The sequence below is a fragment of the Paenibacillus sp. FSL L8-0708 genome, from assembly GCF_038009325.1.
Classification (GTDB): Bacteria; Bacillota; Bacilli; order Paenibacillales; family Paenibacillaceae; genus Paenibacillus_AQ; species Paenibacillus_AQ odorifer.
In genome coordinates, this window is the sequence record NZ_JBBPBC010000001.1 from 1630898 (window position 1) to 1655971 (window position 25074).

General features: G+C 43.8%; 20 protein-coding genes. 13 read left to right on the forward strand and 7 right to left on the reverse strand.

Annotated features, from left to right (window positions below; translation table 11 throughout):
- Positions 1 to 6 precede the first annotated feature (6 nt).
- The 3 genes from ilvC (at position 7) to NYE58_RS07620 (ending at position 6889) form a co-directional block, all read left to right on the forward strand.
- The gene (gene ilvC, locus NYE58_RS07610) at positions 7 to 999 is read left to right on the forward strand and encodes a ketol-acid reductoisomerase (protein ID WP_036679485.1); all 993 of its coding nucleotides are present in this window, start codon (positions 7 to 9) and stop codon (positions 997 to 999) included.
- A gap of 102 nt (positions 1000 to 1101) precedes the next feature.
- Positions 1102 to 2643: a 2-isopropylmalate synthase gene (locus NYE58_RS07615; protein WP_036679482.1), complete on the forward strand. Its 1542-nt coding sequence runs from the start codon at positions 1102 to 1104 to the stop codon at positions 2641 to 2643.
- Between the two features lie 289 nt (positions 2644 to 2932).
- The gene (locus tag NYE58_RS07620; RefSeq protein ID WP_341001527.1) at positions 2933 to 6889 is read left to right on the forward strand and encodes a collagen binding domain-containing protein; all 3957 of its coding nucleotides are present in this window, start codon (positions 2933 to 2935) and stop codon (positions 6887 to 6889) included.
- A 67-nt stretch (positions 6890 to 6956) separates the two neighbouring features.
- Here the strand turns inward: NYE58_RS07620 and NYE58_RS07625 are convergent, their stop codons facing one another.
- Positions 6957 to 8102: a response regulator gene (locus tag NYE58_RS07625; protein ID WP_051491105.1), complete on the reverse strand. Its 1146-nt coding sequence runs from the start codon at positions 8100 to 8102 to the stop codon at positions 6957 to 6959.
- An 84-nt stretch (positions 8103 to 8186) separates the two neighbouring features.
- Positions 8187 to 11291, reverse strand: coding sequence for a hybrid sensor histidine kinase/response regulator (locus NYE58_RS07630; protein WP_076317134.1), 3105 nt, complete (start codon positions 11289 to 11291; stop codon positions 8187 to 8189).
- 118 nt (positions 11292 to 11409) lie between these two features.
- On the opposite strand from NYE58_RS07630, the gene NYE58_RS07635 reads away from it, so the two are divergent.
- The 4 genes from NYE58_RS07635 (at position 11410) to NYE58_RS07650 (ending at position 14108) form a co-directional block, all read left to right on the forward strand.
- The gene (locus NYE58_RS07635) at positions 11410 to 11976 is read left to right on the forward strand and encodes an RNA polymerase sigma factor (protein WP_051491104.1); all 567 of its coding nucleotides are present in this window, start codon (positions 11410 to 11412) and stop codon (positions 11974 to 11976) included.
- Complete coding sequence (locus NYE58_RS07640) at positions 11973 to 12437, forward strand: anti-sigma factor family protein (RefSeq protein WP_036680116.1); 465 nt, start codon at positions 11973 to 11975, stop codon at positions 12435 to 12437. The genes NYE58_RS07635 and NYE58_RS07640 overlap by 4 nt, the downstream gene beginning before the upstream one ends.
- Positions 12438 to 12501: 64 nt before the next feature.
- Positions 12502 to 12999: a hypothetical protein gene (locus NYE58_RS07645; RefSeq protein WP_036680114.1), complete on the forward strand. Its 498-nt coding sequence runs from the start codon at positions 12502 to 12504 to the stop codon at positions 12997 to 12999.
- Positions 13000 to 13016: 17 nt separating this feature from the next.
- Complete coding sequence (locus NYE58_RS07650; protein WP_036680112.1) at positions 13017 to 14108, forward strand: DUF4097 family beta strand repeat-containing protein; 1092 nt, start codon at positions 13017 to 13019, stop codon at positions 14106 to 14108.
- Positions 14109 to 14182: 74 nt separating this feature from the next.
- On the opposite strand, the gene NYE58_RS07655 is transcribed toward NYE58_RS07650, so the two are convergent.
- On the reverse strand, positions 14183 to 15163 hold the full coding sequence (locus tag NYE58_RS07655; RefSeq protein ID WP_036680109.1) for an aldo/keto reductase: 981 nt from the start codon (positions 15161 to 15163) through the stop codon (positions 14183 to 14185).
- Positions 15164 to 15389: 226 nt separating this feature from the next.
- On the opposite strand from NYE58_RS07655, the gene leuB reads away from it, so the two are divergent.
- The 5 genes from leuB to NYE58_RS07680 all read left to right on the forward strand — a co-directional run bounded on the left by leuB (position 15390) and on the right by NYE58_RS07680 (position 20922).
- Complete coding sequence (leuB, locus tag NYE58_RS07660; RefSeq protein WP_036680106.1) at positions 15390 to 16472, forward strand: 3-isopropylmalate dehydrogenase; 1083 nt, start codon at positions 15390 to 15392, stop codon at positions 16470 to 16472.
- Between the two features lie 171 nt (positions 16473 to 16643).
- Complete coding sequence (locus tag NYE58_RS07665; RefSeq protein ID WP_341001529.1) at positions 16644 to 17183, forward strand: peroxiredoxin; 540 nt, start codon at positions 16644 to 16646, stop codon at positions 17181 to 17183.
- Positions 17184 to 17408: 225 nt separating this feature from the next.
- Positions 17409 to 17816, forward strand: coding sequence for a hypothetical protein (locus tag NYE58_RS07670; protein WP_036680100.1), 408 nt, complete (start codon positions 17409 to 17411; stop codon positions 17814 to 17816).
- Positions 17817 to 18205: 389 nt separating this feature from the next.
- Complete coding sequence (locus tag NYE58_RS07675; RefSeq protein WP_038569226.1) at positions 18206 to 19309, forward strand: ATP-binding protein; 1104 nt, start codon at positions 18206 to 18208, stop codon at positions 19307 to 19309.
- 107 nt (positions 19310 to 19416) lie between these two features.
- The gene (locus tag NYE58_RS07680) at positions 19417 to 20922 is read left to right on the forward strand and encodes a leucyl aminopeptidase (protein WP_341001531.1); all 1506 of its coding nucleotides are present in this window, start codon (positions 19417 to 19419) and stop codon (positions 20920 to 20922) included.
- A 98-nt stretch (positions 20923 to 21020) separates the two neighbouring features.
- On the opposite strand, the gene NYE58_RS07685 is transcribed toward NYE58_RS07680, so the two are convergent.
- The 4 genes from NYE58_RS07685 to NYE58_RS07700 form a co-directional block, all read right to left on the reverse strand.
- Positions 21021 to 21167: a hypothetical protein gene (locus tag NYE58_RS07685; RefSeq protein ID WP_176462669.1), complete on the reverse strand. Its 147-nt coding sequence runs from the start codon at positions 21165 to 21167 to the stop codon at positions 21021 to 21023.
- A 103-nt stretch (positions 21168 to 21270) separates the two neighbouring features.
- Complete coding sequence (locus tag NYE58_RS07690) at positions 21271 to 21450, reverse strand: FeoB-associated Cys-rich membrane protein (protein WP_038569228.1); 180 nt, start codon at positions 21448 to 21450, stop codon at positions 21271 to 21273.
- A gap of 44 nt (positions 21451 to 21494) precedes the next feature.
- Positions 21495 to 23507 (reverse strand): ferrous iron transport protein B, encoded by a 2013-nt coding sequence (gene feoB, locus NYE58_RS07695; protein ID WP_036680095.1) that lies wholly within the window; start codon positions 23505 to 23507, stop codon positions 21495 to 21497.
- Entirely contained in the window at positions 23504 to 23746 is a 243-nt protein-coding gene (locus tag NYE58_RS07700; protein ID WP_036680093.1) for a FeoA family protein, read from the reverse strand. Before NYE58_RS07700 ends, feoB begins: the two co-directional genes overlap by 4 nt.
- 238 nt (positions 23747 to 23984) lie before the next feature.
- Here NYE58_RS07700 and NYE58_RS07705 point away from each other — a divergent pair, with 238 nt between their 5' ends.
- Positions 23985 to 24944 (forward strand): aldolase catalytic domain-containing protein, encoded by a 960-nt coding sequence (locus NYE58_RS07705; protein ID WP_170914180.1) that lies wholly within the window; start codon positions 23985 to 23987, stop codon positions 24942 to 24944.
- Positions 24945 to 25074: the final 130 nt, after the last annotated feature.

Genomic DNA, 25074 nt, shown 5'->3' on the forward strand with positions numbered 1-25074 from the left:
TTGACAATGGCAGTTACAACGTACTATGAACAGGATGCAGAACTTAGTGTATTAAAAGGAAAGACAATTGCGGTAATCGGGTACGGTAGCCAAGGACATGCCCAAGCACAAAACCTGCGTGACAGTGGTCTTCAAGTTGTCATCGGTCTTCGTGAAGGTAAATCTTTTGAAACTGCGAAAAATGACGGTTTTGAAGTATTGCCAGTAGCTGAAGCAGTATCCCGTGCAGATGTTGTGCAAATCCTAATGCCAGATGAAACACAGGCTTCGGTATATAAAAATGAAGTAGAACCAAACCTTAAAAAAGGCGCAGCTTTGATGTTCTCCCACGGCTTTAACGTACACTTTGGACAAATCGTTGCTCCTAAAGATGCAGACGTGCTGCTTGTAGCACCAAAATCTCCAGGTCACATGGTTCGTCGTACTTATGTTGAAGGCTTTGGCGTTCCTGGCTTGATTGCTATCGAACAAGATGCAACTGGAAAAGCTAAAGAAATCGGTCTTGCTTATGCAAAAGGTATCGGCTGTACACGTGCAGGGGTTATCGAAACTTCTTTCCGTGAAGAAACCGAAACTGACTTGTTCGGTGAACAAGCTGTACTTTGCGGTGGTGTATCTGCACTGATCAAAGCTGGCTTCGAAACATTGACTGAAGCAGGATATGCTCCTGAAATGGCTTACTTCGAATGTCTGCACGAATTGAAGCTGATCGTTGACATGGTATACGAAGGCGGATTGTCCAGCATGCGCGATTCCATCAGTAACACTGCTGAGTACGGTGACTATGTAACTGGACCACGCATTGTAACTGAAGATACTAAAAAAGCTATGAAAGCTGTTCTGACAGATATTCAAGAAGGTAAATTCGCTCGTGACTTTATCCTTGAAAACCAATCCGGACGTGCTTTCCTTACCGCTACTCGCCGCAACGAAGCTGCTCACCCAGTAGAAGTTGTAGGTAGCCAATTGCGTGAAATGATGCACTGGATTAAGAAATAATCATAATCATACTTATGATTAAATAGTATTACCTTCAAATGCGGCCGTGACTTTGCGAGCCGCATTTGAGAGTTTCAGCACAATTTTTGGGAGGTGCTTAGCATGCGGAAAATTTATGTGTTCGATACGACACTGCGAGATGGAGAGCAGTCACCAGGTGTGAACCTCAACACGCGTGAGAAAGTGGAGATCGCTTACCAGTTAGAGAAGCTGGGAATTGATCGCATGGAAGCGGGTTTTCCTGCAGCTTCTCCAGGTGATCTAGCTTCTGTTAATGCGGTGGCAAGAGCTGTGAAGAACGTCACGGTAATCGGCCTTTCTCGTTCTAGAGAGACAGATATTGATGCTGTAAAAGAAGCACTACAGGGAGCGCAGGACCCTTGTATTCATATTTTTCTAGCTACATCTCCTATTCACCGCCAGCATAAGCTACGGATGGATAAGGCTCAGGTGTTGGAAACTGCACAGTCTGCTATCCGATACGCTAAAAAATATTTCCCTAAGCTCGAGTTTTCATTAGAAGACGCGGGCCGTACGGAGTATGATTTCATGGCTGAAATGGTCGGCATGGCTATCCGGGAAGGCGCTAATGTTGTTAATATCCCGGATACTGTAGGTTATTTGAATCCTTCGGAGTACGGAGCTATCTTTAAATATCTAAAAGAGAATGTGCCTGATATTGAACGCGTACAGCTTAGTGCCCATTGTCATAACGATCTTGGTATGGCTACAGCAAATACGCTGGCTGCGATTCAGAATGGTGCAGATCAGATCGAAGGAACGATCAACGGTATCGGTGAACGTGCCGGGAACACAGCGATTGAAGAAGTTGCGCTAGCGCTTGAGACACGGGCTGAATTTTTTGGCGCAAAAACATCGCTTACGTTATCCGAGATCTCTCGCACAAGCCGTCTGGTCAGCAAGCTGACAGGTATGGTGGTTCCAGGGAATAAAGCGATTGTAGGAGCTAACGCATTTGCTCATGAATCGGGTATTCACCAGGACGGGATGCTGAAAGAGAAAACTACCTACGAGATCATGACACCGGAGACTATTGGACTTAAAGAGAGCAAGCTGGTACTCGGCAAACACTCTGGACGTCACGCTTTCCGCGATAAGTTGAGTGATCTAGGGTATGATGTGTCCGAAGAAGAGCTGAACACCGCTTTTTCTAGATTTAAGGATTTGGCAGATAAGAAAAAAGAAGTATCAGATGAAGACATTTTGGCTTTGATTGAAGAGAAATTAATTGATACGCCAGAAGTCTTTAAGCTGCAAACGATGTTCGTTACTTATGGTAATGAAGCTGTTCCAACCGCCAAGGTTATTATTGCGGGTCCGGAAGACCAGCCGATTGTAGCTGAGGCAGAAGGTAATGGTTCAGTAGATGCCATCTACAATGCTATTGATAAAGCCACGAATGAGGAAGTTACCCTTGGAGATTATTCGATTAAATCGGTCTCCCGTGGTAAAGATGCGCAAGGTGAGGTTCATGTAGTACTGTCGCAGGGAGAAGTAGCTGCACAAGGCCGTGGACTTAGCACCGATATTCTGGAAGCAAGTGCCCGCGCTTATATTGATGCGCTGAACAAGCTTCTGGAGAAGCGTAAGACTTACACCAAACGTGATCACGCTAGTCTATAAGATGTACAATGTTGTTATTTTTATTTTCCACTAAGTAGTAAATACGACAGGGATATGCGAGTTATTGCGCATATCCCTGTTTTTTTTTGCAATAAAAAGATCTCCAAGACTGTAATAGGATGCTGTTCAGATTATGTATAGATGGACTATTTACAATAGTTGTTAGGTTGCAAATTTATATCATGAAAAAGAGTCAAGGAGGTTAATGCGGGGGAGTAGAGTACGGGAATCAAAGGATAAAGCTTAGGAAAGCACGATAAACGGAGTGACAAAGGAGGCATTTTTAATAATGTTATCAAAAAAGAAAATTAGCGCATTGCTCGTAGTATTCTTGCTTGTGACGCAATGGGCTTACAGCTTTGGCTTTGGAGTCAATTCGCAGGCATATGCGAGTGGCAACGGTACTGTAATTGGAGATGACCTCATTACTAGTGTTACGCTTGCTGTATACACCGATGATAAATACACAAATACGGTTACAGAAAGCGTATATGAACTTGATTCCTATTCGGAATTGAACTATACATGGTCACTTCCAGATGGGCATGGATATAAGGATGGGTCCACCTATACCTTTGATCTTCCAACACAGTTTGAACTTTATAACGATCTGAATGGTGATCTTATTTTTGACGATGAACCTGTAGGAACTTATACCGTCGACAAAAATACTAACCGCGTTGTATTTACATTTAATGCTTATATCGAAACCCACGATAAGGTGGGAGGGACTTTCTCCGTAAGGTCACTTTTGAGCTCCAAGAAGATTACTGGCTCCACGAAGCAAACCCTGATTTTCCCGATACAAGGCGGTACTCAGACCATTGAGCTTAATTTTAAGCCGAAGGTTAGCTCTACTATAGAAAAAGACGGTTCGCCTAAGCCGCAGTATTATAACCCAACAAGCATCGCTTGGACGGTTGATGTGAATAAGGCACTGGAAAGCGTAAAAAATGCAGTTGTCACAGACACACTCCCTGCGGGATTATCACTGAATACGGTATCTATTGCTGTTTATGAGCTTGATGTGAAGGTCGATGGGACTGTGAGTCTTGGCAATATAGTGGACAGCAGCAAGTATGATGTGACAGGATCCACTTTGGGAGAGTTAAAGCTGAAATTTGCGGATAACCCGCTTACTAAGGCCTACCGGATTGGCTTTTCTACGGATATTACTGGTACTGGTGTAGATGCGAAAACCTTTTTGAATGAGGCAGTCTTAACAGGAGATAACGGATTTTCTAAAAAGGCTAGCACTACAGTTACAGTAGGACGTGGCAAACCACTATCGAAAGAGTCCACTAAATACGATGCAGCGAATCAGGTGATTTCCTGGGCTGTTAATTTCAATTACAATGAAAAAACAATTTTAGCGGCAAATGCTATTTTGAAGGATACATTCAATAACACCCAAGATCTGATTCTCAGCTCGGTTAAAGTTTATCCTGTAACGATCGACAGTAATGGCAACGGGGTTAAAAGCGCGGAAATCGCTTCAAGCGAATATACAATAACTCCAACAACTGCAACGGGATTAAATGGTTTTGATCTGAAATTTAACAATGATATTAATTCTGCCTACCGTATTGAATATCAGACAAAGGCAAATGGCAGAGTATTTGATGATGGCAAGATTACGAACAAGATTACTTATGATGGAAAAACAGAAACGGGTTACAGTGATATCAAGCAGCAAATTCTCCATAAAAATTATAGCAACGTTAATTATGCGACTAAGACCCTCGATTGGACTATCCAAATTAACGACGACAGCAAGACTATGGAAAATTTAGTGGTGACAGATACTTTTGGCAATGCCGGATTAAAGCTTGTCCCGGGTACATTAAAGGTTCAACCAACTAAAGGTGGAACTGCTACCGTCCATAGTGTTGTTTACAATGCGCATGATCCGGTTGCAGTAAACGATGGATTTGTGATTACTTTTAATGCGCCGATAAATGAGCCTTACACAATTACTTATACAACAAGCTTTAACTATGATTGGCTGGCTCCGGGCAAAACTCAATTCACTAATACAGGTGCACTCGATTGGAAAGAAACGGTTAATGGGGTGAAGGAGTCTAAGCATAAAGAAGCGACCGCAACCTTTAATCCAAGAGATGAGGTTAAAAACAATGGGAAGAAGAGTGGTTCCTACAATGCTGTAACTAAGGAGATCACTTGGAACATTGGGGCTAATTATAATCAGAAAACGTTAAGCCAAGCTCAACTGGTTGATACCATTTCAGCTGGCCAAGTTGTAAATATGGATTCTGTGAAAGTGAATAAATGGGAGTATGGAAAGGATGGAAATCCTTCTCCTCAAGCTAGTGTGAATTCCGCTGATTATAAAGTGGAGCTGGATGGCAGTGAGCTGAAGGTGACATTTAATAAAACGATTAATTATGCGTTCTACGTCACTTTCAAAACAACGTTCGCGGATCAAGCGATTGATTCAAATGAAATTAAAAATACAGCTACGTTATATGATGGTACGAAAGTAGAGTCCGCTAAACTGCAAGCTTCTGTTAATATCCCTCAGGGCGGGGAATATGTTAACAAAGAAGGTGCGCAGGATGGCAATAAAATACATTGGACGGTTTACATCAACCGTAACCAATCTTTTGTAAAAGAAGCGGTAATTACGGATATTCCAAGCGACAATCAAATCTTGCTGTCCAATACATTCCATGTCTACAAAACGAAAGTTGCAAGCAATGGGGATGTAACATCCACCAACCAAGAATTGGTGAGTGGTACAGATTATAAGCTGGAAATCACAACGGATAATGACGGAAAAGAAAGCTTTAAGCTTAGTTTCCTGAAGGATATTTCCGAAGCTTATATTTTAAAATATGATTCCCTGATCACAGCACAAAACAATGATAAGGTAACCAATCAGGTTAGTTTTGATGGTAAAAACATCAAGGTAGTTCCAGGTGTAAGCACCGAGGAAATTATCGTTAAGCTCTCTAGCGGCTCCGGTACAGGAAGCGGCGTAAGAGGACCGTTGACGATTACCAAAGTAGAAGACGGGAATACCAGCAAGGTGTTAAGTGGGGCCGTTTTTGATCTGTATCGCGTAGTTGATGCCGATAAGATCTGGATTAAGGAAGGCACGACGGATACAAACGGGATACTTGAATTTACCAAACTGACAGGTGGGAAATATGTATTAATTGAGAAAACAGCACCTGCTGGTTATGTTCTTGATCAAACACCACATGAAGTGACTATTTCTTCGACGACAGGGATAAGCCTTCAGGTTAAAAACAAAGTTCCGACACCAACAGCAACGCCTATACCGACCGTAACGCCAGCACCAACGGTAACACCAACGCCAGCGCCAACAGTAACACCAACGCCAGCGCCAACAGTAACACCAACGCCGACAGCAACACCAACGTCGACGCCGACAGCAACACCAACGTCGACACCAACAGCAACACCAACGTCGACGCCGACAGCAACACCAACGTCGACACCAACAGCAACACCAACGTCGACGCCGACAGCAACACCAACGTCGACGCCGACAGCAACACCAACGTCGACGCCGACAGCAACACCAACGTCGACGCCAACAGCAACACCAACGTCGACGCCGACAGCAACACCAACGTCGACACCAACAGCAACACCAACGTCGACGCCAGAGGAACCGACAGGTCCTATCTGGACACCATCACCGACTCCGGAAGTAGTCGTTACTTCTACGCCAACACCAACACCAGTTGTGGTGGCAACACCTTCACCAACACCGATGGTAACGCCAGTGTCGACAGCAACGCCAACAGCTACTCCAAGCCAGCCTGTGGCAACTAGTACGCCTGTTGTTCCGCAGGTAACTCCACCTGTGCAGAAAGAGATTACCAATGAAGATGTTCCTATTGAAGGTGAAATTCCACTTGGGGGAGTGCCAAGCCTGGGAGATGAGCCGGGACATGGTAAAGTAATTATTACTAAGGATGGCAAATGGGTCTACACACCTGATCCGGGCTATATTGGTAAAGATAAGTTCACCATTATTGTTACAGATGAGAATGGAAATGAAGAAGAAATCCTCATAGAAATTGATGTGGAGGAAGTACCAAAGGGTACAGTTACTAAGCCAGGAAATAACAGCAATAAACCGACTCAGCTTCCGAAAACGGGAGAAGACAGCGCATTTCCGATCTACTTGGTAGGTGGAAGTCTGGTACTACTAGGGTTTGTATTAACAAGACGATTCAAACGTAATAACTAGGAAGGTAATAATAAAGACACCCGGTTTTATCCGGGTGTCTTTATTATGTCTTGATAGGGTATTTAGCTCATCGCACTCTATGGTTAAACTGTTCCCATTGCTCGTACCAGTGCTCAACGCTGGCTGGAAGGCCAAGGTTAAGTTCCTTTTGGAACAAATCCTTGAGCAGCTTGTACTGCTCTTCCACAGCGGAACGTTCTCCAATACTGTCGTAGACCTTCATTAATCCTAAATGCCCTTGTTCAAAATAAGGCTGCAGCTGCACTACTCGTTGATAGACAGTAACGGCCTCGGCAATTCTGTTGCTTTCTATATAAAATTGGGCAATGCCCATTGCATGGTGCAGCCAAATGGTACGAAGGCGTTGCCGCTCACTTTCGGCCCATAAATAATCATAATCGTCAAAGTAATCTCCAGAATAAAGCTCGAATAAAACTTGATGCTCCGCACAATTAACTTCACTAATGGTTTCCAGAGCCAGAATCCCCTGTTCCCACTTATCTACATCGATCAACATTGATCCGGTTTCAAGGGTATAGCCTTCCCCCCCGCTAAGGTTGCTGATATGCAGGTCGACTTCATTCTGCTTTAAGCATTGCCGGACTTGATAAATTGTTGTATAGAGATGGGTAGAAGCCTTTTTCAGATTAAAGTCAGGCCACAGCAGTTCAATCAGCATGTCTTTACTTACAAAGCGGTTGCGATTATGGAGCAAAAAAGCAAATAACTCTTGGGCCTTAGAGGTTCTCCAACGCAGATTATTCAGAGATTGTCCGCCTCGTTCAAAACGAAGCGATTGAAGACAACGAATGGTTACCTCTTCTGTTGCAATGATGAGTTTTGGGGCAAGTGACAATCTTTCTTCTAACCGTTGGACGGCCTTCAGTAGTCGGTCATTTCGCACAGGCTTCAAAATATAATCGAGCGCATTGATCTCAAAGGCTTCCACAGCATAATGGTTATACGCGGTAACAAAGATAATATTTGCGTTTGGACAGGTCTCTTGGAGCATCTCCGCAGCTTGAAGACCATTAATTTCAGGCATTTCAATATCAATAAAAATAACGTCAGGATGATAAGACGGAGCCTCTTGAATGGCCTGCGAGGGGTCCGTATAGGAAGCGGCTATATGTATGGATGGTATTTTTTTTAACATAAACTCTAATTTCACAAGGGCAAGCCGTTCATCGTCAACTAATATTGCCTGAATCATTATTAATCACCACTCAGATATAGTATTTTAGCCAAAAATACGTCGAATCCTTACTTGATATTTGGGTTCACAATAGTTTGTCTGTTAATCAGAAAGTTTTCGAAGCGGATTTTTTTTGTCAGAAGGAATAATAAAACTCACAGAAGTTCCTTTCCCTTCGGAGCTTTTAATTTGCAGCCCTTTTCCGTAGACCCGCAACAGCCGTTTATGTGTATTTAAAAATCCGATTCCTCGTACATCATTAGACGGATTGCTGAGCAACTGCTGGAGTTGTTCGTTTTTCATGCCTTGGCCATTGTCTGATATCGTGATTTCAATATCGCCAGCTTGTTCCTTGATGGTTATGGACACCGTTCCTCCTTGGGAGCGACTCAAAATACCGTGCCGGACAGCATTTTCAACCAGTGGCTGTATAGTCAGAGGCGGCAGCTGAAAATGCAAGCTTTCCTCATAATCCCAATGAATGGTCATCCTATCTTCAAAGCGCTCCTTCTCTATGTAGAGGTAGGCACGAACAAGCTCAAGCTCTCGTTCAATCGGTATCATAGGCTCAGCATTCAGGAAATTGAAGCTTAAACGCAAATAAGAGCTGAAGGCATCCACAAGGTGACTCATTCTATTAATATCAAAAGAGGCCAGCGCGGATATTGAATTTAATGTGTTGAACAAGAAATGTGGTTGTATTTGCGCTTGAAGATAGGCAGCTTCCACACGAAGCCGTTCGTTTACGGACTGTTTTAGATCTGTTAAGGAGCGTACACGGGCCTTCAGCTCTATTGCATTCATAGGCTTCATTACATAGTCATTTGCACCTGAAATGAATCCGGTATAAATATCTTCTGGTTGGTTTCGTGCCGTCAGAAGCAAAATGGGAAGCTCAGCAATGGTGTAACGTTCACGAATTCTATGCGCCAGTTCATACCCGGACATTTGTGGCATCATTACATCTGTAATAATTAAATCCCACTGAGCGGTATCCAGCAATAGTAAAGCATCGTTTCCGCTGGTCACCGTAACGATTTCATAGTCCTTGATGGAAAGTACGTTGGTAAGTATTTTTAGATTAACCGGATCATCATCTACAGCCAGAAGCTTGGGTCTCCTTCCATGGGCTGATGAAACGATACCCGGCGCGGTTAATTTGGATAAAGTGATCATAGATGGCGTGTCCGAGAATTCAGTCATAGAGGGCAGTTCTGAATTCAATACCCGGCTGGTTGAATCGTATAACGGCATTGTGAATGTGAAGGTAGTACCTTCTCCAAGTGTAGAGACTACACTGATTTTCCCGCCGTGAAGTTCAACTAACTGCTTGCTGGTGCTTAATCCAAGCCCGATGCCACCGCTAACTTCGTTCATGCTGGAGTCGCCCTGTTCATAGGGCTGGAAAGCTCTGAGCAACGTCTCCTCGTTCATGCCAAGACCAGTATCCGTAATATGAATCTGCGCCGATTTTTTATGAATATCTGCATGGATTCTTATCGTGCCTACAGTCGTATATTTAACAGCATTTTGAAGCAGATTGAACAAGATCTGAATGAGTCTTTTTTCATCAGCCACAATAGAAGGGAATGAATCTGGTATTTCTGAGATTAAGGTTAAAGATTTCCCTTCTGTTAAGAATTTGAACATATCAAGCACACCCACTGCGAAGGATTGAATCTTAAGTTCTCTGAGCTGCAATTGTATATTGCTTTCACGGAGCTGGGATTGATCCAGCAGATCGTCTACCAGAAGGGACATACGTCTTCCAACAGTAATGAGCAGTTTTAAATTCTCAGCATTTTGATGCGTTACAGTGTCACGCTCGCTGTCCAGAACAGTTTCGGCAATGTTAATGATACTGTACAGCGGATTTTTTAATTCATGTGAGGTGTTAGCCAAAAAAACATCCTTTTGCGTAACACTTCTCTGCAGGCTGTGCGCCAGTTTTTCTGTCTCCTTAGTATTCCAGTGATATCGCTTAAATCCAAAAGTCGCAAAGCACAAAAAGGCGATAATTAGATCAAAAGGATAATAGGTAACGTTGACCCAGTTATAATTCTTGAACATTCCCCAAAGTGTGCTGTTAACGATGGCAAGCATGGATAACAACAGGAAAATAGAGCCTTCGTAATTTTTAACAATAGATCTCAGAAAAAGAATTACGACACCTAATGCTAAAACTAATAAATTTATGCCGAAAATCAGTGTGTGAAATTCATAATAGTGAACAACGGGTCCAAATAATATGAACAGGATGTCTACTATGGACAGGATGGTTAGGATACGAATACTTTTTATTTTTAAATCCGCGAACAAAAGATGTTTGCTTGTCTGCAGGATAAAAATAAATACAGCAATATAAGAGATAAAAAATAGTTTGAAATTCCATTGATAGTTCAAGGGAAATACGTGCAATAAAAGCCTGTCATCATCTATGAGTACGGTAGTTATAGCGGATATTACCAGCAGAAAAAAATAGATCAACATCTTTTGCCGCAGCCCAATTATATATAAAATAACAGCATATACAGCGTGCAGCAGTAGAACAACACATAATAGCAACTGTAGGCTAATAGATAGCAGTCTTTCCTGTGTTAAAGCTTTTTCGCTGCCAAATACAATCGTTTTAGAAATTCCCCCCGTTTGGGAGAAGGAATAGTTGGCTACATGGATCACAATTTCAATCTCACTTTTATCGGTTGTAAAGGATACTGAATAAGGCAGTATGTATGGGATATAGTGCTCTTTATTCTCAGCAGGAGTGCCAGAGCTGCCCAGCCGTTCACCATTGATATACACTTCTGAAGAAGAGCGAGCTCCGGAAATGAGAAGACTATAAGATTGCTTCTTATTATTATCTGTAAGCACACGTAGTCGATAGGAGCCGTAGCCATAAGCAGATTTATCACTATCGCTATCGCTAAGTGCATCTTTCCAGTTCCCCGGGACTTGTATATATTTTGTAGGAGCAGAGGTTAGAGATTGTTCGTTGAATGAAGGAAGCAGCATACCCGGGTAGAACTCCCACTGCCCATCTAAAATAAGAAGTTTGTCCGGATTCATATTTTGATCCCGTAAATCCAACACCCCATTGATCAATGTTGGTTGTGTGGTGTGTGGAGAAATCATTACCCATAGGATACGAAATCCAGTGAGTATAATAAGAAACAATGCGATAATTAAGAAGAGTTTTCTTTTAGTCATAATAGTTAAACATTATTCGACAACAAACTATATATTCCTCTCTTCGGCCTATTTCAAAAAATTCAAAAAAATTTATGCATAGGTTGCAGGGGGGAAGGATTGTCTGGCGTCTAACGTTATGAAGGTGAAGGAGGGGAGAAAGCTGGAAGAGGCAGAATGGATTGCTGCTGTGCTGAACGGTCAACATCAAGCCTTTGGGCATTTGGTGACACGTTACCAAGGCATGGTATACAGAGTATGCGTCAAAATCACAGGGGAAGCCGAATCGGCCAAAGATATGGCCCAGGAGGTTTTTATAAAAGCATATAAAGCGCTCCCCTCTTTCAGAGGACAGTCCTCCTTCTCGACATGGCTGTATCGGATTGCCTACCGCACCTGTCTGGACTGGAAACGGGCCAACGATAGGGAGTGGAAGTACCGAAGTGCAGCTGATTACACAGAAAATGATTGGGTAACGTCTCAAACTCCGGAGCATGAGGTACTTGAGCAGGAAACATCAGCTGAATTAGGAGAGAATGTGAACAGTCTGGCGGAACCGTACCGGTCGGTCGTCCAGCTGTACTATTTTCAGCGGAATTCCTACCAAGAGATTGCAGAGCAAAAGGGAGTTTCCGTGAAAACAATCGAATCGCAGCTTTATCGAGCCAGACAGATGATGCGTAAACAAAGGGAGGAATGGCGATGAATTGTGCAATAGTGAAGGAATGGATGCCACATTATATAGACGGCCTACTGTCTCCAGAGATGGAGCTGAGTATCCGATTGCACATAGAGTCATGTCCTGATTGCGCAGAGTGGCTGGAGGAAGCCAAAGCAATGTCGGAGCTGTGGTCGGAAATGGATGCTGACAGAGAACAGCTGCAGGCGCAGATGGACTTCCCGGATCTCGCAGCAGATGTTATGACACATATTGAGCAGCTCGAAACAGGGCGCAGATCACGAGCGACTAAGGCGACAAATGTAAGACGTCGTTCTGCCCCAAAAACCTCATGGATTCATTATGGAGTGGCTGCTTGCCTCAGTTTGTTATTGTTGCAGTTTGGGGTATTTGAGAATTTGGCCTATGGCATTACCGAAATAAACGGCCATATGTCGAATTCAGTAACCCAGTGGTTTGGTGGCTTTTGGGAGATAGAAATAAAATAATTGATCATTAATAGATGTTTAAATTGGCTAAAGTTTTGCTACCCAAATTTTAGGAGGATGTATTATGATTAAGAAGAGACGTTGGCTCACTTTTATGCTGGCTATGGTACCTGGAGTAGGTCATTTGTACTTAGGCTTTAAAAAGCAGGGTTTACAGTTTATGATCGGGGCGTCCTTATGTATAATGTTTATTCCGTCCGAGCCCTTGATCTTCCCGTTTGCCCTGGCGGCGCTGTGGTTTTATCAATTGTTTGATGCCCTGCAGAAGGCGGCTTGGATGAAAATAACTGCTGCTGAACACGAACGAATGATGTTTCATCCAGACAGCTTCGGAGCCCCTTGGACCATGGGGATGTCCTCTATGCCTGGATATCCGCATGAAGAGATCAATCCAGCTTGGGTGGGAATCGGCTGTGTTGTTGCTGGATTCCTCATGTTGGTAATCACAGCTTTCCCTACCCTTTGGGATATGCTGACTGAGATCAACATCGGCACGATCTTATTATCAGTGGGTCTGATTGCGTACGGACTGAAGATGTTAAGGAACAATACGAGAGCATAAGAAACGGGGATTTAACTATGGGGAGATGGAAAATAGGAAGTTTCACAGCAGCCTTGGGCTGCATTGCCCTTGGTGTCATTATCGTGATGGCTCAGTATGATATGATCAGCTATGAGGTGCTTGGTTTTTTATGGCCGGCGTTGTTGGTCTTATTCGGACTTGAGATGTTGATTAGACTTTTTATCAAATCCGATGTCAAAAGCCGTGTAAGCGGCTGGGCCATCCTGTTAATTATTGTGCTGATCGGAGCAAGTGGTGCTCAGACAGTAATGGCCGGAGGTTCACTCAGCAATCTGATCGGTAATACACATCTAACTCCGCTTAGTGGGAATGTGGAAGTGAAAGAGAATATTACGACGCTCAAAATTGTACTTCCAAGTGGAAAAGTAAAGGTTGAGGGTGTAGCTGGAAGCTCTTTGGATTATGAGGGAAGTTTACTGCTGCCTGGAAAATCGCAAAGTGATGCTGAAAGTGCACTAGAAAAGAAATGGAAGGTTAGTACTGAAGGAGATACACTGATTATGGAGCTTGATACCGATCATAATTGGTTCTCTAACATTCAGTTTGGATTCAATACCAAAAGTCCTTATCTAAATGTAAGTGCACCCAATAACCTTGCTGTTGAGGTTGAGACAAGTGATGGCTCTATAGAAGCCTGGAATCTAAAGTCAGGTATAGAGGTTGAGACAAGTAATGGTGCATTAAATATTCATGATATTGTCGGCGAAGTGGATGCGCATACCAGCAATGGGTCACTATCCGTACAGAATATCCAAGGTGAAGTTGAACTCGTGAGCTCTAATGGAGCCATAGTATTGGATAACATTGATGGGGCGTTGTCAGCCAAGAGCAGCAACGGCAAAATTACTATAAACTCAGCAGTGACCGGAAACTGGAAATGTACATCCAGTAACGGGAAGATTATAGTGGGCTTGCCGGCCGTGTCGGATGCGAAGATTATTGCAGATACAAGCAATGGCTCGCTGAAGGGGAATGTACCCTGGGATCGGGACGGCGATAGCTATGGTACCGCTGTGCTTGGTAAAGCCACTTATACTGTGGACTTAAGCACGAGTAATGGAAGTGTGACCGTGGACACAGCTGAATAAGAATGAATAAAAGGGAGCTGGGCTTCAGCGTATTGATTCTGCTGAGGCCTCAGCTCCTTTGTGATAGAACTTACCTACCAAGCATACGCTTTAGGGGCTTCACCGCCGGGTCCAGGGAATATTTCATCTAGTCGTTTAAGCACAGCTTCATCTAGCACAATCTCAAGACTGCGCAGCGCACTCTCAAATTGCTCCAGGGTGCGGGGGCCGATAATTGGAGCAGTTACAGCAGGATTAGCCAGTAACCAAGCAAGAGCGACATTATCCTGTGGTTCTCCCAGCTCCATACATAAGCTGGCAAAAGCCTCAAGCTGGCTCTTGTGCTGCTCTACACGATCTGCATTTCCGCCACTTCGGCTGCCCTCTATTTTTTTGAGTGCATTTCTTCCGAGAAGACCTCCATCGAGTGGGCTCCAAGGAATAATACCTAGCCCCAGATGGCGAGCGGCTGGCAAAACTTCAAGTTCAGGAAGCCGACAGGTCAGGCTGTATTTATGCTGCTCTGAGACTAGTCCAAGAAAACCACGAGCCTTAGCTTCTTGTTGAGCTATGGCGATATCCCAGCCTGCAAAGTTACTGGAACCGACATAACCAATCTTGCCTTGACTCACAGCCAGCTCGAAAGCCCCCCAGAGCTCTTCCCAGGACGTACTGCGGTCTATATGATGCATCTGGTACAATTCAATATGATCGGTCTGAAGACGCTGCAGGGACCCTTCAAGATGGCGGCGAATGATATATGAGGATAATCCTTCTTCATCATTAGGACCATCAAGGTTATCATTCATGGCTCCATAAACTTTGGTGGCTAGTACAACCTTTTCCCGCCGCCCGCCGCCTTGTTTAAACCAGCGTCCGATAATGGTTTCAGTCAGGCCAGAATTTTCGCCCCAGCCGTAAATGTTAGCGGTATCAAAAAAATTAACACCTGCATCCAGTGCAGCGTCCATGATGCGGAAGGCTTCTTTTTCATCCGTCTGCGGGCCAAAATTCATCGTTCCTAGACATAGGCGACTGACCTTCATGCCGGATTTGCCAAGCTTTGCATATTGCACTTCGCATTCACTCCTTTGATAGATGACTTCATATTAATTGTAAACATCTTCAGAACTAAGAGCAAATATGCTCAGCATTGAGGGTGGTGGTCTGATCCTGATTGTTTATAGGCTATACCTATCAGCTCAATAGAATCTATATCTTTGTCCTTTACGACTGGGTATGATACAACAATATAAAGAAGAACTATGTCTGTTAGAGCAGAAAACTTGAGGAGTGACTGAGATGAGTGAAGTTAAAAAAATCGCCGTAATCGCAGGGGACGGTATTGGACCAGAAGTTGTAGCAGAAGCGGAAAAAGTATTAAAAGTAACAGAAGAAGTATTCGGTTATGCTTTTGAAACAGAGCACGCATTATTTGGCGGTATCGCAATAGACGAGAAGGGGACTCCGCTGCCGGAAGATACACTTGAAATCTGTCGTAGCGCAGATGCTGTGTTATTGGGTGCTGTTGGTGGACCAAAATGGGATAATAATCCAAAGGAGCTTCGTCCCGAAACCGGACTGCTTGGAATTCGCAAAGCACTGGGGTTGTTCTCCAACCTGCGTCCAGCTGTCGTATTTGACTGTCTTAAGGATGCTTCGACTTTGAAGCCTGAAGTCCTGGAAGGCACAGATCTTATGGTAGTTCGCGAACTGACTGGCGGGATTTACTTCGGAGATAAATTGCGCCGTCAAGGAGAACATGGTGAAGAAGCTGTGGACACCTGTGTGTATAACGTAATGGAAGTAGAACGAATTGTCCGCCAAGCTTTTGAGATTGCCGGCAAGCGCCGTAATAAACTGGCGAGTGTTGATAAAGCGAATGTACTTGAAACTTCACGTTTGTGGCGTGAGGTTGTGAATAAGATTGCTCCAGAATATCCGGAGGTAGAGGTAGAGCATGTACTGGTTGATAACTGCGCAATGCAGCTGCTGCGCCGTCCATCTAGCTTTGACGTTATCGTTACTGAGAACATGTTTGGTGATATCTTGAGCGACGAGGCTGCTATGCTGACAGGTTCTATCGGTATGCTTGCTTCAGCTTCGATGGGTGACGGCAACTATGGTCTCTACGAGCCCGTTCACGGCTCTGCTCCTGATATTGCCGGACAAGGGCTTGCGAACCCGATCGCAACAATCTTGTCGCTGGCCCTGATGTTCCGCTTAACCTTTGGTTATGAGGATGCTGCTGCTGCAATCGAAGCGGCAGTTGCTGCAGTATTGGATGCAGGACACCGTACAAGTGATATCGCCGTGGATAAGAGCAAAGCGATCAGTACAACTGAAATGGGCGACCTGATTGTTGCAGCAATCCGCAAAGCCTAATACTTTATTTATAATAATTATAAATAAATAATTGATCTAATCTTGACTTTGATTTTGTGCGATGATACCATTTGTTAAGTAGACAAGATATTATCTATTTCAGCATTTTTCAGTATATTGAGAGATACAAATGGTATTTTTTCTTACATAATCAGAGGGAGGATTCTAGCAATGGCGGACCGTTTAGTAGGTAGACCGGCTCCCGATTTTACTATGGAAACCGTATCAGGTGATGGTAAGGATTTTGGTAAAGTAAGCTTGTCTGATTATCGTGGCAAATGGCTTGTATTCTTCTTCTATCCGCTTGATTTCACATTTGTATGTCCAACTGAAATCACAGCTCTCAGTGACGCAGCAGCACAGTTTGAAGCACTTGATACAGCGATTCTCGGCGCAAGCATCGATTCGATCCACAGCCACAAAGCTTGGATTAATACCCCTAAGGATTCCAACGGCCTGGGTCGTTTGAATTTCCCGCTTGCAGCTGATATTACGAAACAAGTCTCTAAAGACTATGGCATTCTGATTGAAGAAGAAGGTATCGCATTGCGTGGCTTGTTCATTATCGATCCTGAAGGCGAATTGAAATATCAAGTCGTTAACCACAATGATGTAGGCCGCAGTGTGGAAGAAACTCTTCGTGTTCTGCAAGCCTTGCAATCTGGTGGTTTATGCCCAATGAACTGGAAGCCGGGCGATAAGAATCTGTAAATTTTAGACCGTTATCATAGTGATCTTTGATATTCTGATTTCTACCTCCTTGCAGAAAATTTTCTGTAAGGGGGTTTTTTGCACCAAAAGATCTTGTATATCTAAATAGATTTGAAAATAGGCGCGAAAAGTTATATTATGTCCTCGAGTGGAGGAATCTCCATTGGGGTAATGTAATACAATAATAAACAATCAAAGGGTTATTTCTAAGGAGGGCGAACAAATATGAGCTTTTGCTGTGGAGCGAGTATGGTAGGAACAAAGGGGACCCTAAAACATTATCGCACGCAAGTCCATAATGTTCCCCTGCTTTTTTGTCCGGTATGTCATCGTGTGGAGGTTCACTACAAGGTCGAGAATGAATATGAGATCTTAGCGGAATATGCACATGGAGATGGTGTTACCGACGTGGACTTTCAGGACTATGTCATGGAAGACGAAACTGCAATTTTCGAGAACGTCATTAACGTCGAGAGTGAAGATCCTCTAGCCGTTGTACGCAATCAAATCGATATGGCGCTTGATCTGCTAGCTGTAGCCAAACAGATTGAGGATACCAAGTGGGAACGGGAATTGAAAAAAAGGTTAGCTGTGATGAGTCAGCGCCGTCTACGCCTGCAACAAAAGGCATAAGTTTATTACTAATTTTTTGGGCATGCCCCATTTCCATGTAAGCCTCCGCAATCGCGGGGGCTTTTTAGCTTTTTATAATCCTTTTTAGTTTTTCGTGATCCTTTTTAGATTTTTTTAAATCATTTAGGCGAATAAATAGCGATAAATATAATTTGATGTGATGTTTCATATGTCTTTGGAATCATTTTATGAATTTTTTTACCATTCGACAGTTTCTCCGATTGCGTTGTCTAGTTCTCTTGGATATGATTGGAATATAATTGAACCGGTTGGAAAAAGTGCAACGATTACCGAATGTTCTGGCGGCTTCGTCATACACTCAAATACATAGTAATTTGATGTCGCTTAAGCGTCTTCGTCAAATGCAGTAAAAGGGGGAACTTCGTATCGTGATTAGCCAATATCAAGAAAGTCTTCTATTACCGGGAAGAACCTATCAAACTGGACCTGTGGATACTACATACGAGGATGTTCTAGAGAATATTGACAGCGGAATCATGCTTTTTGATGAAGAGGGAGTTATAAGTTTTGTAAATAAGCAAATGTACGGGATGCTCGAGCTTACCCGTCACTCTCTTGTGGGCTGCACATTTTCCCATCTGCTGTCTAATGTTCGACTGAGCCGTTCCAAGAAAAAACAAGTAATGCAGAGCTACAGAGAGATGGTATACAAAGGAAAATCAAATTATGAGTTTCTAGACGAGTATGGCCGTTACTGGAAGGTTACTTTATGCTGCGGAGAGCAAATGAAAGGCTGTTATTTGTTCACTGTCAAGGAAATCTCGGATTATAAGTTAATCGAACAAACGGCTTACCAGAACGATAGCTTAGCTATGCTAGGCAAATTATCCGCATCTATTGCCCATGAAATCCGGAATCCGTTGACCGCGATCCGGGGATTTATTCAACTGCTTCATCCATACTTGCACCAACTGGGGAAAGAGGAATATGCCAAGATTATATTGGCCGAGATCGATCGTGCGAACGATATTATCCATGAATTTCTCTCCTCCTCTAAGCCGTCAGTTCCGCAGGTGGGGATGATACCCGTGTCCGCATTGCTCAAGGAGGTTGTTCTCCTTACAGAGAGCGAAGCTTTAATGAAGGGCTGCCAGATCAATCTTCATCCTCTTCAAGAGGACATGGTGATTTCTGGAGATGTCAAACAGATGAAGCAAGTTGTGCTTAATATGATTAGAAATGCGATGGAGGCTGTAGCGGATCGAGAAGATGATTCGATGGGGAAAATCGAGGTTGGTGCCCGCAGAGAAGGCTCTGAGGTCCGTATGTTCATATCTGACAACGGTAAAGGAATGGATATTCGTACACTGGACAGGTTATTTAATCCTTTCTTTACTACCAAAGAGAATGGTACAGGATTGGGTCTTTCCGTAAGTGACCGCATCATCAAAAATCATGGCGGATGCATTTCTGTTAGCAGCAGAGTTAACGAGGGTACTCATTTTGTGATCTCTTTGCCATTAATCCATTAGAATAAGTAATAAGAGGCTGATCCCTGCGGATAATACAGATGCGGAGATCAGCCTTTGCTTATGTTACAATGGGTGTTGGTTTTGGGAAACAAATGGAGGTAATCACAATGAATATAGAATACAACAGTGGTGTTGCCAACAATGTGCAGGGTGATGCCCTTATCCTTATTATTTCTGAGTCTGAGGTCGAGAATGGAGGCTTTTCCGAAGGATGGGATGACAGAATTCGCCTATTGGGAAAGGCAGGTCTATTTAAAGGCAAGCTTAATCAGACTTATGTACTACCTGCTGAGAATTCATCTGGTTGTCCTGTTGTTATTTTGGTTGGCAGGGGGGACCAACTTCTCACGACTGAGGATCTAAGGCAAATGGGGGCTCAGACAGCCCGTGCAGCGCTTCGTTTGAAGGCGCTCAAGCTGGTATTTGAAGTGCCGGACACCTTGCAGGAGCTTACCGTAGAGAAGGATGTGACTTCTATTGCTTATGCGCTGACGGAGGGGCTAATGCTAGGTTCCTATCGTCGGGCTACCTATAAGCAGGTGCAGTCTTTTTATACAGGCCCAACAGCAGTTGTTTTCACTATAAAAGAGAAATTAGAGGGTAATGCCGGACGGGATTGGACTCAAGGCATTCAGAAGGGGCTAGCTTTCGGTGAGGCCACGAATTTGGCGCGGAGCTTGACCAACATGCCTGGTAATCTATTGACCCCCTCAGACCTTGCTGTGGCCGCTATAGAGGTTGCTGAGCGATATGGCTTTCCTTCTGAGGTGCTGGATGAACGGGAAATTGAGCAAAAAGGAATGGGCGGATTGCTCGCAGTCGGAAAAGGAAGTGTAAACCCTCCACGAATGATCGTCATCCGTTATCAGGGGACAGGGAATTGGGATAACGTAGTGGGGCTTGTAGGGAAGGGAGTTACCTTTGACACCGGCGGGATCTCCTTAAAAAGAGCACCAGGTATGGAAGAGCTGATTAGTGATATGGGCGGGGCAGCGGCTGTACTCGGAGTAATGGAGGCGCTTGGCCGCTTACGTCCACGAATTAATGTCGTTATGGTTATTCCATCTGCGGAGAATATGCCATCGGCCAATGCTTTTAAGCCTGGAGATGTTATTACCTCCATGAGCGGACGAACGATAGAAGTGTTGAATACCGACGCTGAAGGCAGAATTGTACTGGGAGATGCGCTGACTTATGCTCGGGAATGGGGAGCGAAACGTATTATCGATGTAGCTACACTGACAGGCGCTGTGTTGTCCACTTTGGGAGATATAGCAACAGGTGCTGTAACTAATGATGAAGCGTTTCTGGAGCGATTTCTGGCCGCTTCAAGCTATTCAGGGGAAAAGGTATGGCAGCTTCCGGCATACCCGGAATTTCGTGAGATGCTAAAGAGCGAGGTTGCCGATATCCGTAACACTGCTGGAAGATATGGTGGAGCCACTACAGGCGGATTATTTGTAGGTGAGTTTGCTGAGGGCTTGCCATGGATTCATCTAGATATTGCTGGCACTGCATATGTATCTAAAGAACGTGGAGTTAATCCTAAGGGAGCAACAGGTGTCATGGTTCGTTCTATCATTCAGTGGCTGCTGAGCGAAAGCGAGATCTAAACATCCGGGGAGCTGTCCGTTCTAAACAACAAGGGGTGTTCCCTAAACCAGAGTCTGGTTTAGGGAACACCCCTTTATTGAAATCCAAGAGCAGAAGCTTAAACAGTACCACTGGATTTTTTGGCCTTCGATTGGGAAGTGTAAGATTGAATGCCGTTCATAATTTTATCGCGAGTTCCCTTATTCTTCAGTAAATATGCTGCTCCCAATGCGACCGTTGTAAATAATGTCTTTTTGGTATTCATAGGAATTACCTCCTTGGTATTGTCTGTAGTTGCTTATAACAAACATACCCGTTAGTTAAGGAGGCTAAACGATAAATCACTATTTATTGCCCATTTTACAAGCCTACTTCTTGTTGTTAACCGGTGTTGAACAACAAGAAAGCGGGGAATCCATCGATGCTGCCGAGCAGCTTTTTCCTTTATCACAGCCTGCACAAGCGCCCTGCTTTCCCTTTTGCACATGTCGATAGATGGTCCAGCCAGAATAACCGAAAATTAAGGCGACAATCACAACATTTATCATAATGGTACCCCACTTTCATCATGAGAATCTTATAATTTACAAGTCTACGACCATCCTAATAACCGTCCGCCTTGAAAAATAATTAAAGATACGATATACGCCAGAACGAGAGAATACCCCATGGAGAAGAAGGTCCATTTCCAAGACGCTGTTTCTTTTTTGATAACCCCTACAGTAGCCAAACAAGGAATATAAAGCAGGATAAAGGCCATGAAGCTGATCGAACTTAGCGGTGTGAAGACTTGAGAGATTTGATTTTCTAAACCAGCAGCATCTGGTGCATGATAGATGATATTCATGGTAGAGACTACTACCTCTTTTGCCAAAAATCCCGGAACCAACGTAGAGCCAGCCTGCCATGTTCCGAAACCAAGCGGTGCCAGTAGCGGTGCGATCATACCCCCAAACTTAGCCAGGAAGCTGTGATCCATGTCCACATCAAACCCGCCAGGACCGGCATAAGACATAAACCAAATAATTGCTGAGCCTGCAAGAATAATAGTTCCAGCTTTTCGCAGGAAACCCTTGCCCTTTTCCCAAGTGCTGCGCGATAAGGTCTTGATCTGCGGCATACGATAAGGTGGAAGCTCGATCATGAAAACTGAGGATTCATTTTTGAATAAATATTTAGAGAATACCTTACAAAGAATCAGAGCAAACACAATACCCATCACATACATGGACAGAACTGCTACGGCCTCTTGCGCCGGAAAAAACACAGCTGCGAATAAAGCGTAAACAGGCAGTCTCGCAGAACAGGACATCAGCGGCATTAGCAAGGTGGTCAGCATGCGGTCTTTGGGCTGTTCGATGCTGCGCGCCGCCATTATGGCAGGTACATTGCAGCCGAAGCCAATGATGAATGGAATAAATGCTTTTCCGTTTAGTCCCATACGTTCCATCGTGCTGTCCATTAATAAGCAAACCCGAGCCATGTATCCTGAATCCTCCAAGAAGGAAATGATCAGGAAGAGAATGAAGATTTGCGGGACAAAGACGAGGACGCCACCTACACCGCTAATTAATCCATCGACAATCAGGGCATGCGTGAAGCTGGATGCTCCAAGCGTCTGAAGCAGGGAATTGGCTCCATCACTAATCGGTCCGGAGATCAGGCCATCGAGGAGATCTGATAGAGGTCCGCCGACCCAGTCAAATGTGGTCTTAAAGAGAGCATACATAAAGAAGATAAATAAGGGCAGTCCTAGAAAACGATGCGTCAATATGGAATCTAATCTTTCTGTTAAGTTATGAGGTTTCTGCGTTGTTGTATCAAGTACAACCTCACAAATGGAGTGGATATAATCCATCCGCTGTGAGCGAATCCATTGGGGGAGCGTCAGGGCCAGCTTTTTGATCTGTAGCTCACTCTGACAGGATTCACAGATGTTTAGCAGGCGAGTGGTGTCCATACGTGTCTTCAGAAAATGAAGAATAACCGGATTCTGCTCCATAAGCTGTAAAGCAATCCAGCGGTGATTGGGTAAGTCCTTGATAGGAAGTAATTCCTTTTCTATAGAAGATATCGCATGCTCTACAATCTCACCGTAGTTCAACTTGAACTTTACAGCGGGAATCGCAGAGGATTTCTCTAAAATACTGAGGACTTGTGCGCAGCCTTTTCCCGTTCTTGCAACAAGCGGGAGGACAGTTATACCCAGTCGTGATTGTAAGACTTCATGATTGATGCGAATTCCACGTGCATTAGCGACGTCAATCATATTCAGTCCGAGTAAGGTAGGTTTGCCATACTCAAGTAATTGAAGCGTGAGCAGCAGATTTCGTTCCAGCTGTGAAGCATCCACGATATTAATTAAGGCTTCTGGAGATTCTTCTATTAGATACTGGGCAGCAACCCCCTCATCGCGTGAGAGTGGGTGCAAGGAATAGATGCCCGGCAAATCAATGAGCTTGCCAGCGCCGTTCTTCAGGCTGCCGATCTTCTTTTCTACAGTTACCCCTGACCAGTTACCAACATATTCGTATGAGGAGGTTAACGTATTGAAAAGAGAGGTTTTACCTGTATTGGGGTTACCTACAAGAGCTATTGAACTCAAGACACGTTCACCTCAATCAATGAAGCTTCCTTCCGGCGGATGGCGAACAGTTGTCCATTGCACTCTAAGGTAATAGGTCCTAAAAAAGGTCCTTTTCCTTTCAGGCGAATGCTCACACCCTCGGACACTCCAAGATCAGCCAGACGACGGCGTAGGATAGGATTGATTCCTTCTATTTTATGAATATATCCGGTCGAACCCGGTTGTAGTCGCAGCAATGAGCAAGAGGTAGAAGCCATTTTTATCCCTCCAAAAGAGACTGATAATCAATCTCAATGATTTTCTTGTAATGTAGCATTTTTAGGGCTTATTTACTGTGATCATTGTCGCTGACACGATGTGGTAATAGCATTAAGGAGAAGAAGATGAAATTCCTTTACATTTTATTCTTCATTAAAGTATGATTATACGATATAAATTGCATAGTAAAGCTATATTCGCGGTTATAATGATTGCAATAGTTGAAGGGAGATAATTATGAAGACTAATCAATGTAAGATTGTTGACTGCACCATCCGAGATGGGGGCCTAGTGAACAACTGGGATTTTAGTGTGGAATTTGTACAAAACTTATATGCCGGCTTGAATGAAGCTGGTGTTGATTATATGGAAATCGGTTATAAAAATTCACCAAAATTGCTCAAAGGAGCAGAGGGTGCCGGACCATGGCGTTTTCTGGACGATGATTTCCTGCGTAAAGTGATTCCGCAAAAAGGTCACACCAAGCTATCTGCTTTGGTTGATATCGGCCGCGTGGATGAGAATGATATTTTGCCCCGCAGCGAAAGTATGCTGGATTTGATTCGTGTGGCATGCTACAGCAAAGATGTAGAAAAAGCCCTCCAATTGGTACAAACTTTCCATGATCTAGGCTATGAGACAACGATCAACATTATGGCTTTGTCTAATGTTATGGAGAATGAATTGTTGGAAGCTTTTGAAATGATCCGTGAGAGCGTTGTTGATGTGGTATATATTGTAGATTCATACGGCAGCTTGGATCACAATGACATGAATTATCTGGTTGAGAAGTTCAAGACACATCTGCCAAACAAACGTCTAGGCGTACATACTCACAATAATCTTCAGTTGGCGTTCTCCAACACGTTGATTGCTGCTGAGAATGGTGTAGAGTTACTGGATGCTTCTTGTTATGGGATGGGACGAGCTGCAGGAAATTGCCCTACAGAGCTGTTAGTAACTCATTTGAAGAATACACGTTACTCCTTGCGCCCTGTGCTTGATATTATTGAACGCCTGATGATTCCTTTGCGTGAGAAAGAGGAGTGGGGCTATATCATTCCTTATATGATCACAGGTACACTTGATGAGCATCCACGTTCAGCAATGGCACTTCGTGCATCTGCAGACAAGGATAAATCCGTTGATTTTTTTGATAAGCTTACAACACCAGAAGTAACCTTTGGTGACAAATAAACCTGAGTTTCTTAGAAGCACTGAACCCTTTCGTAGGGGGAAGTGCTTTTTTGGTTGCCTGCTAGCAGAAAATGGTTTATATTTATGCAAGATTTATGAATATATAACTTATAAACGCGCCTTCCATTTG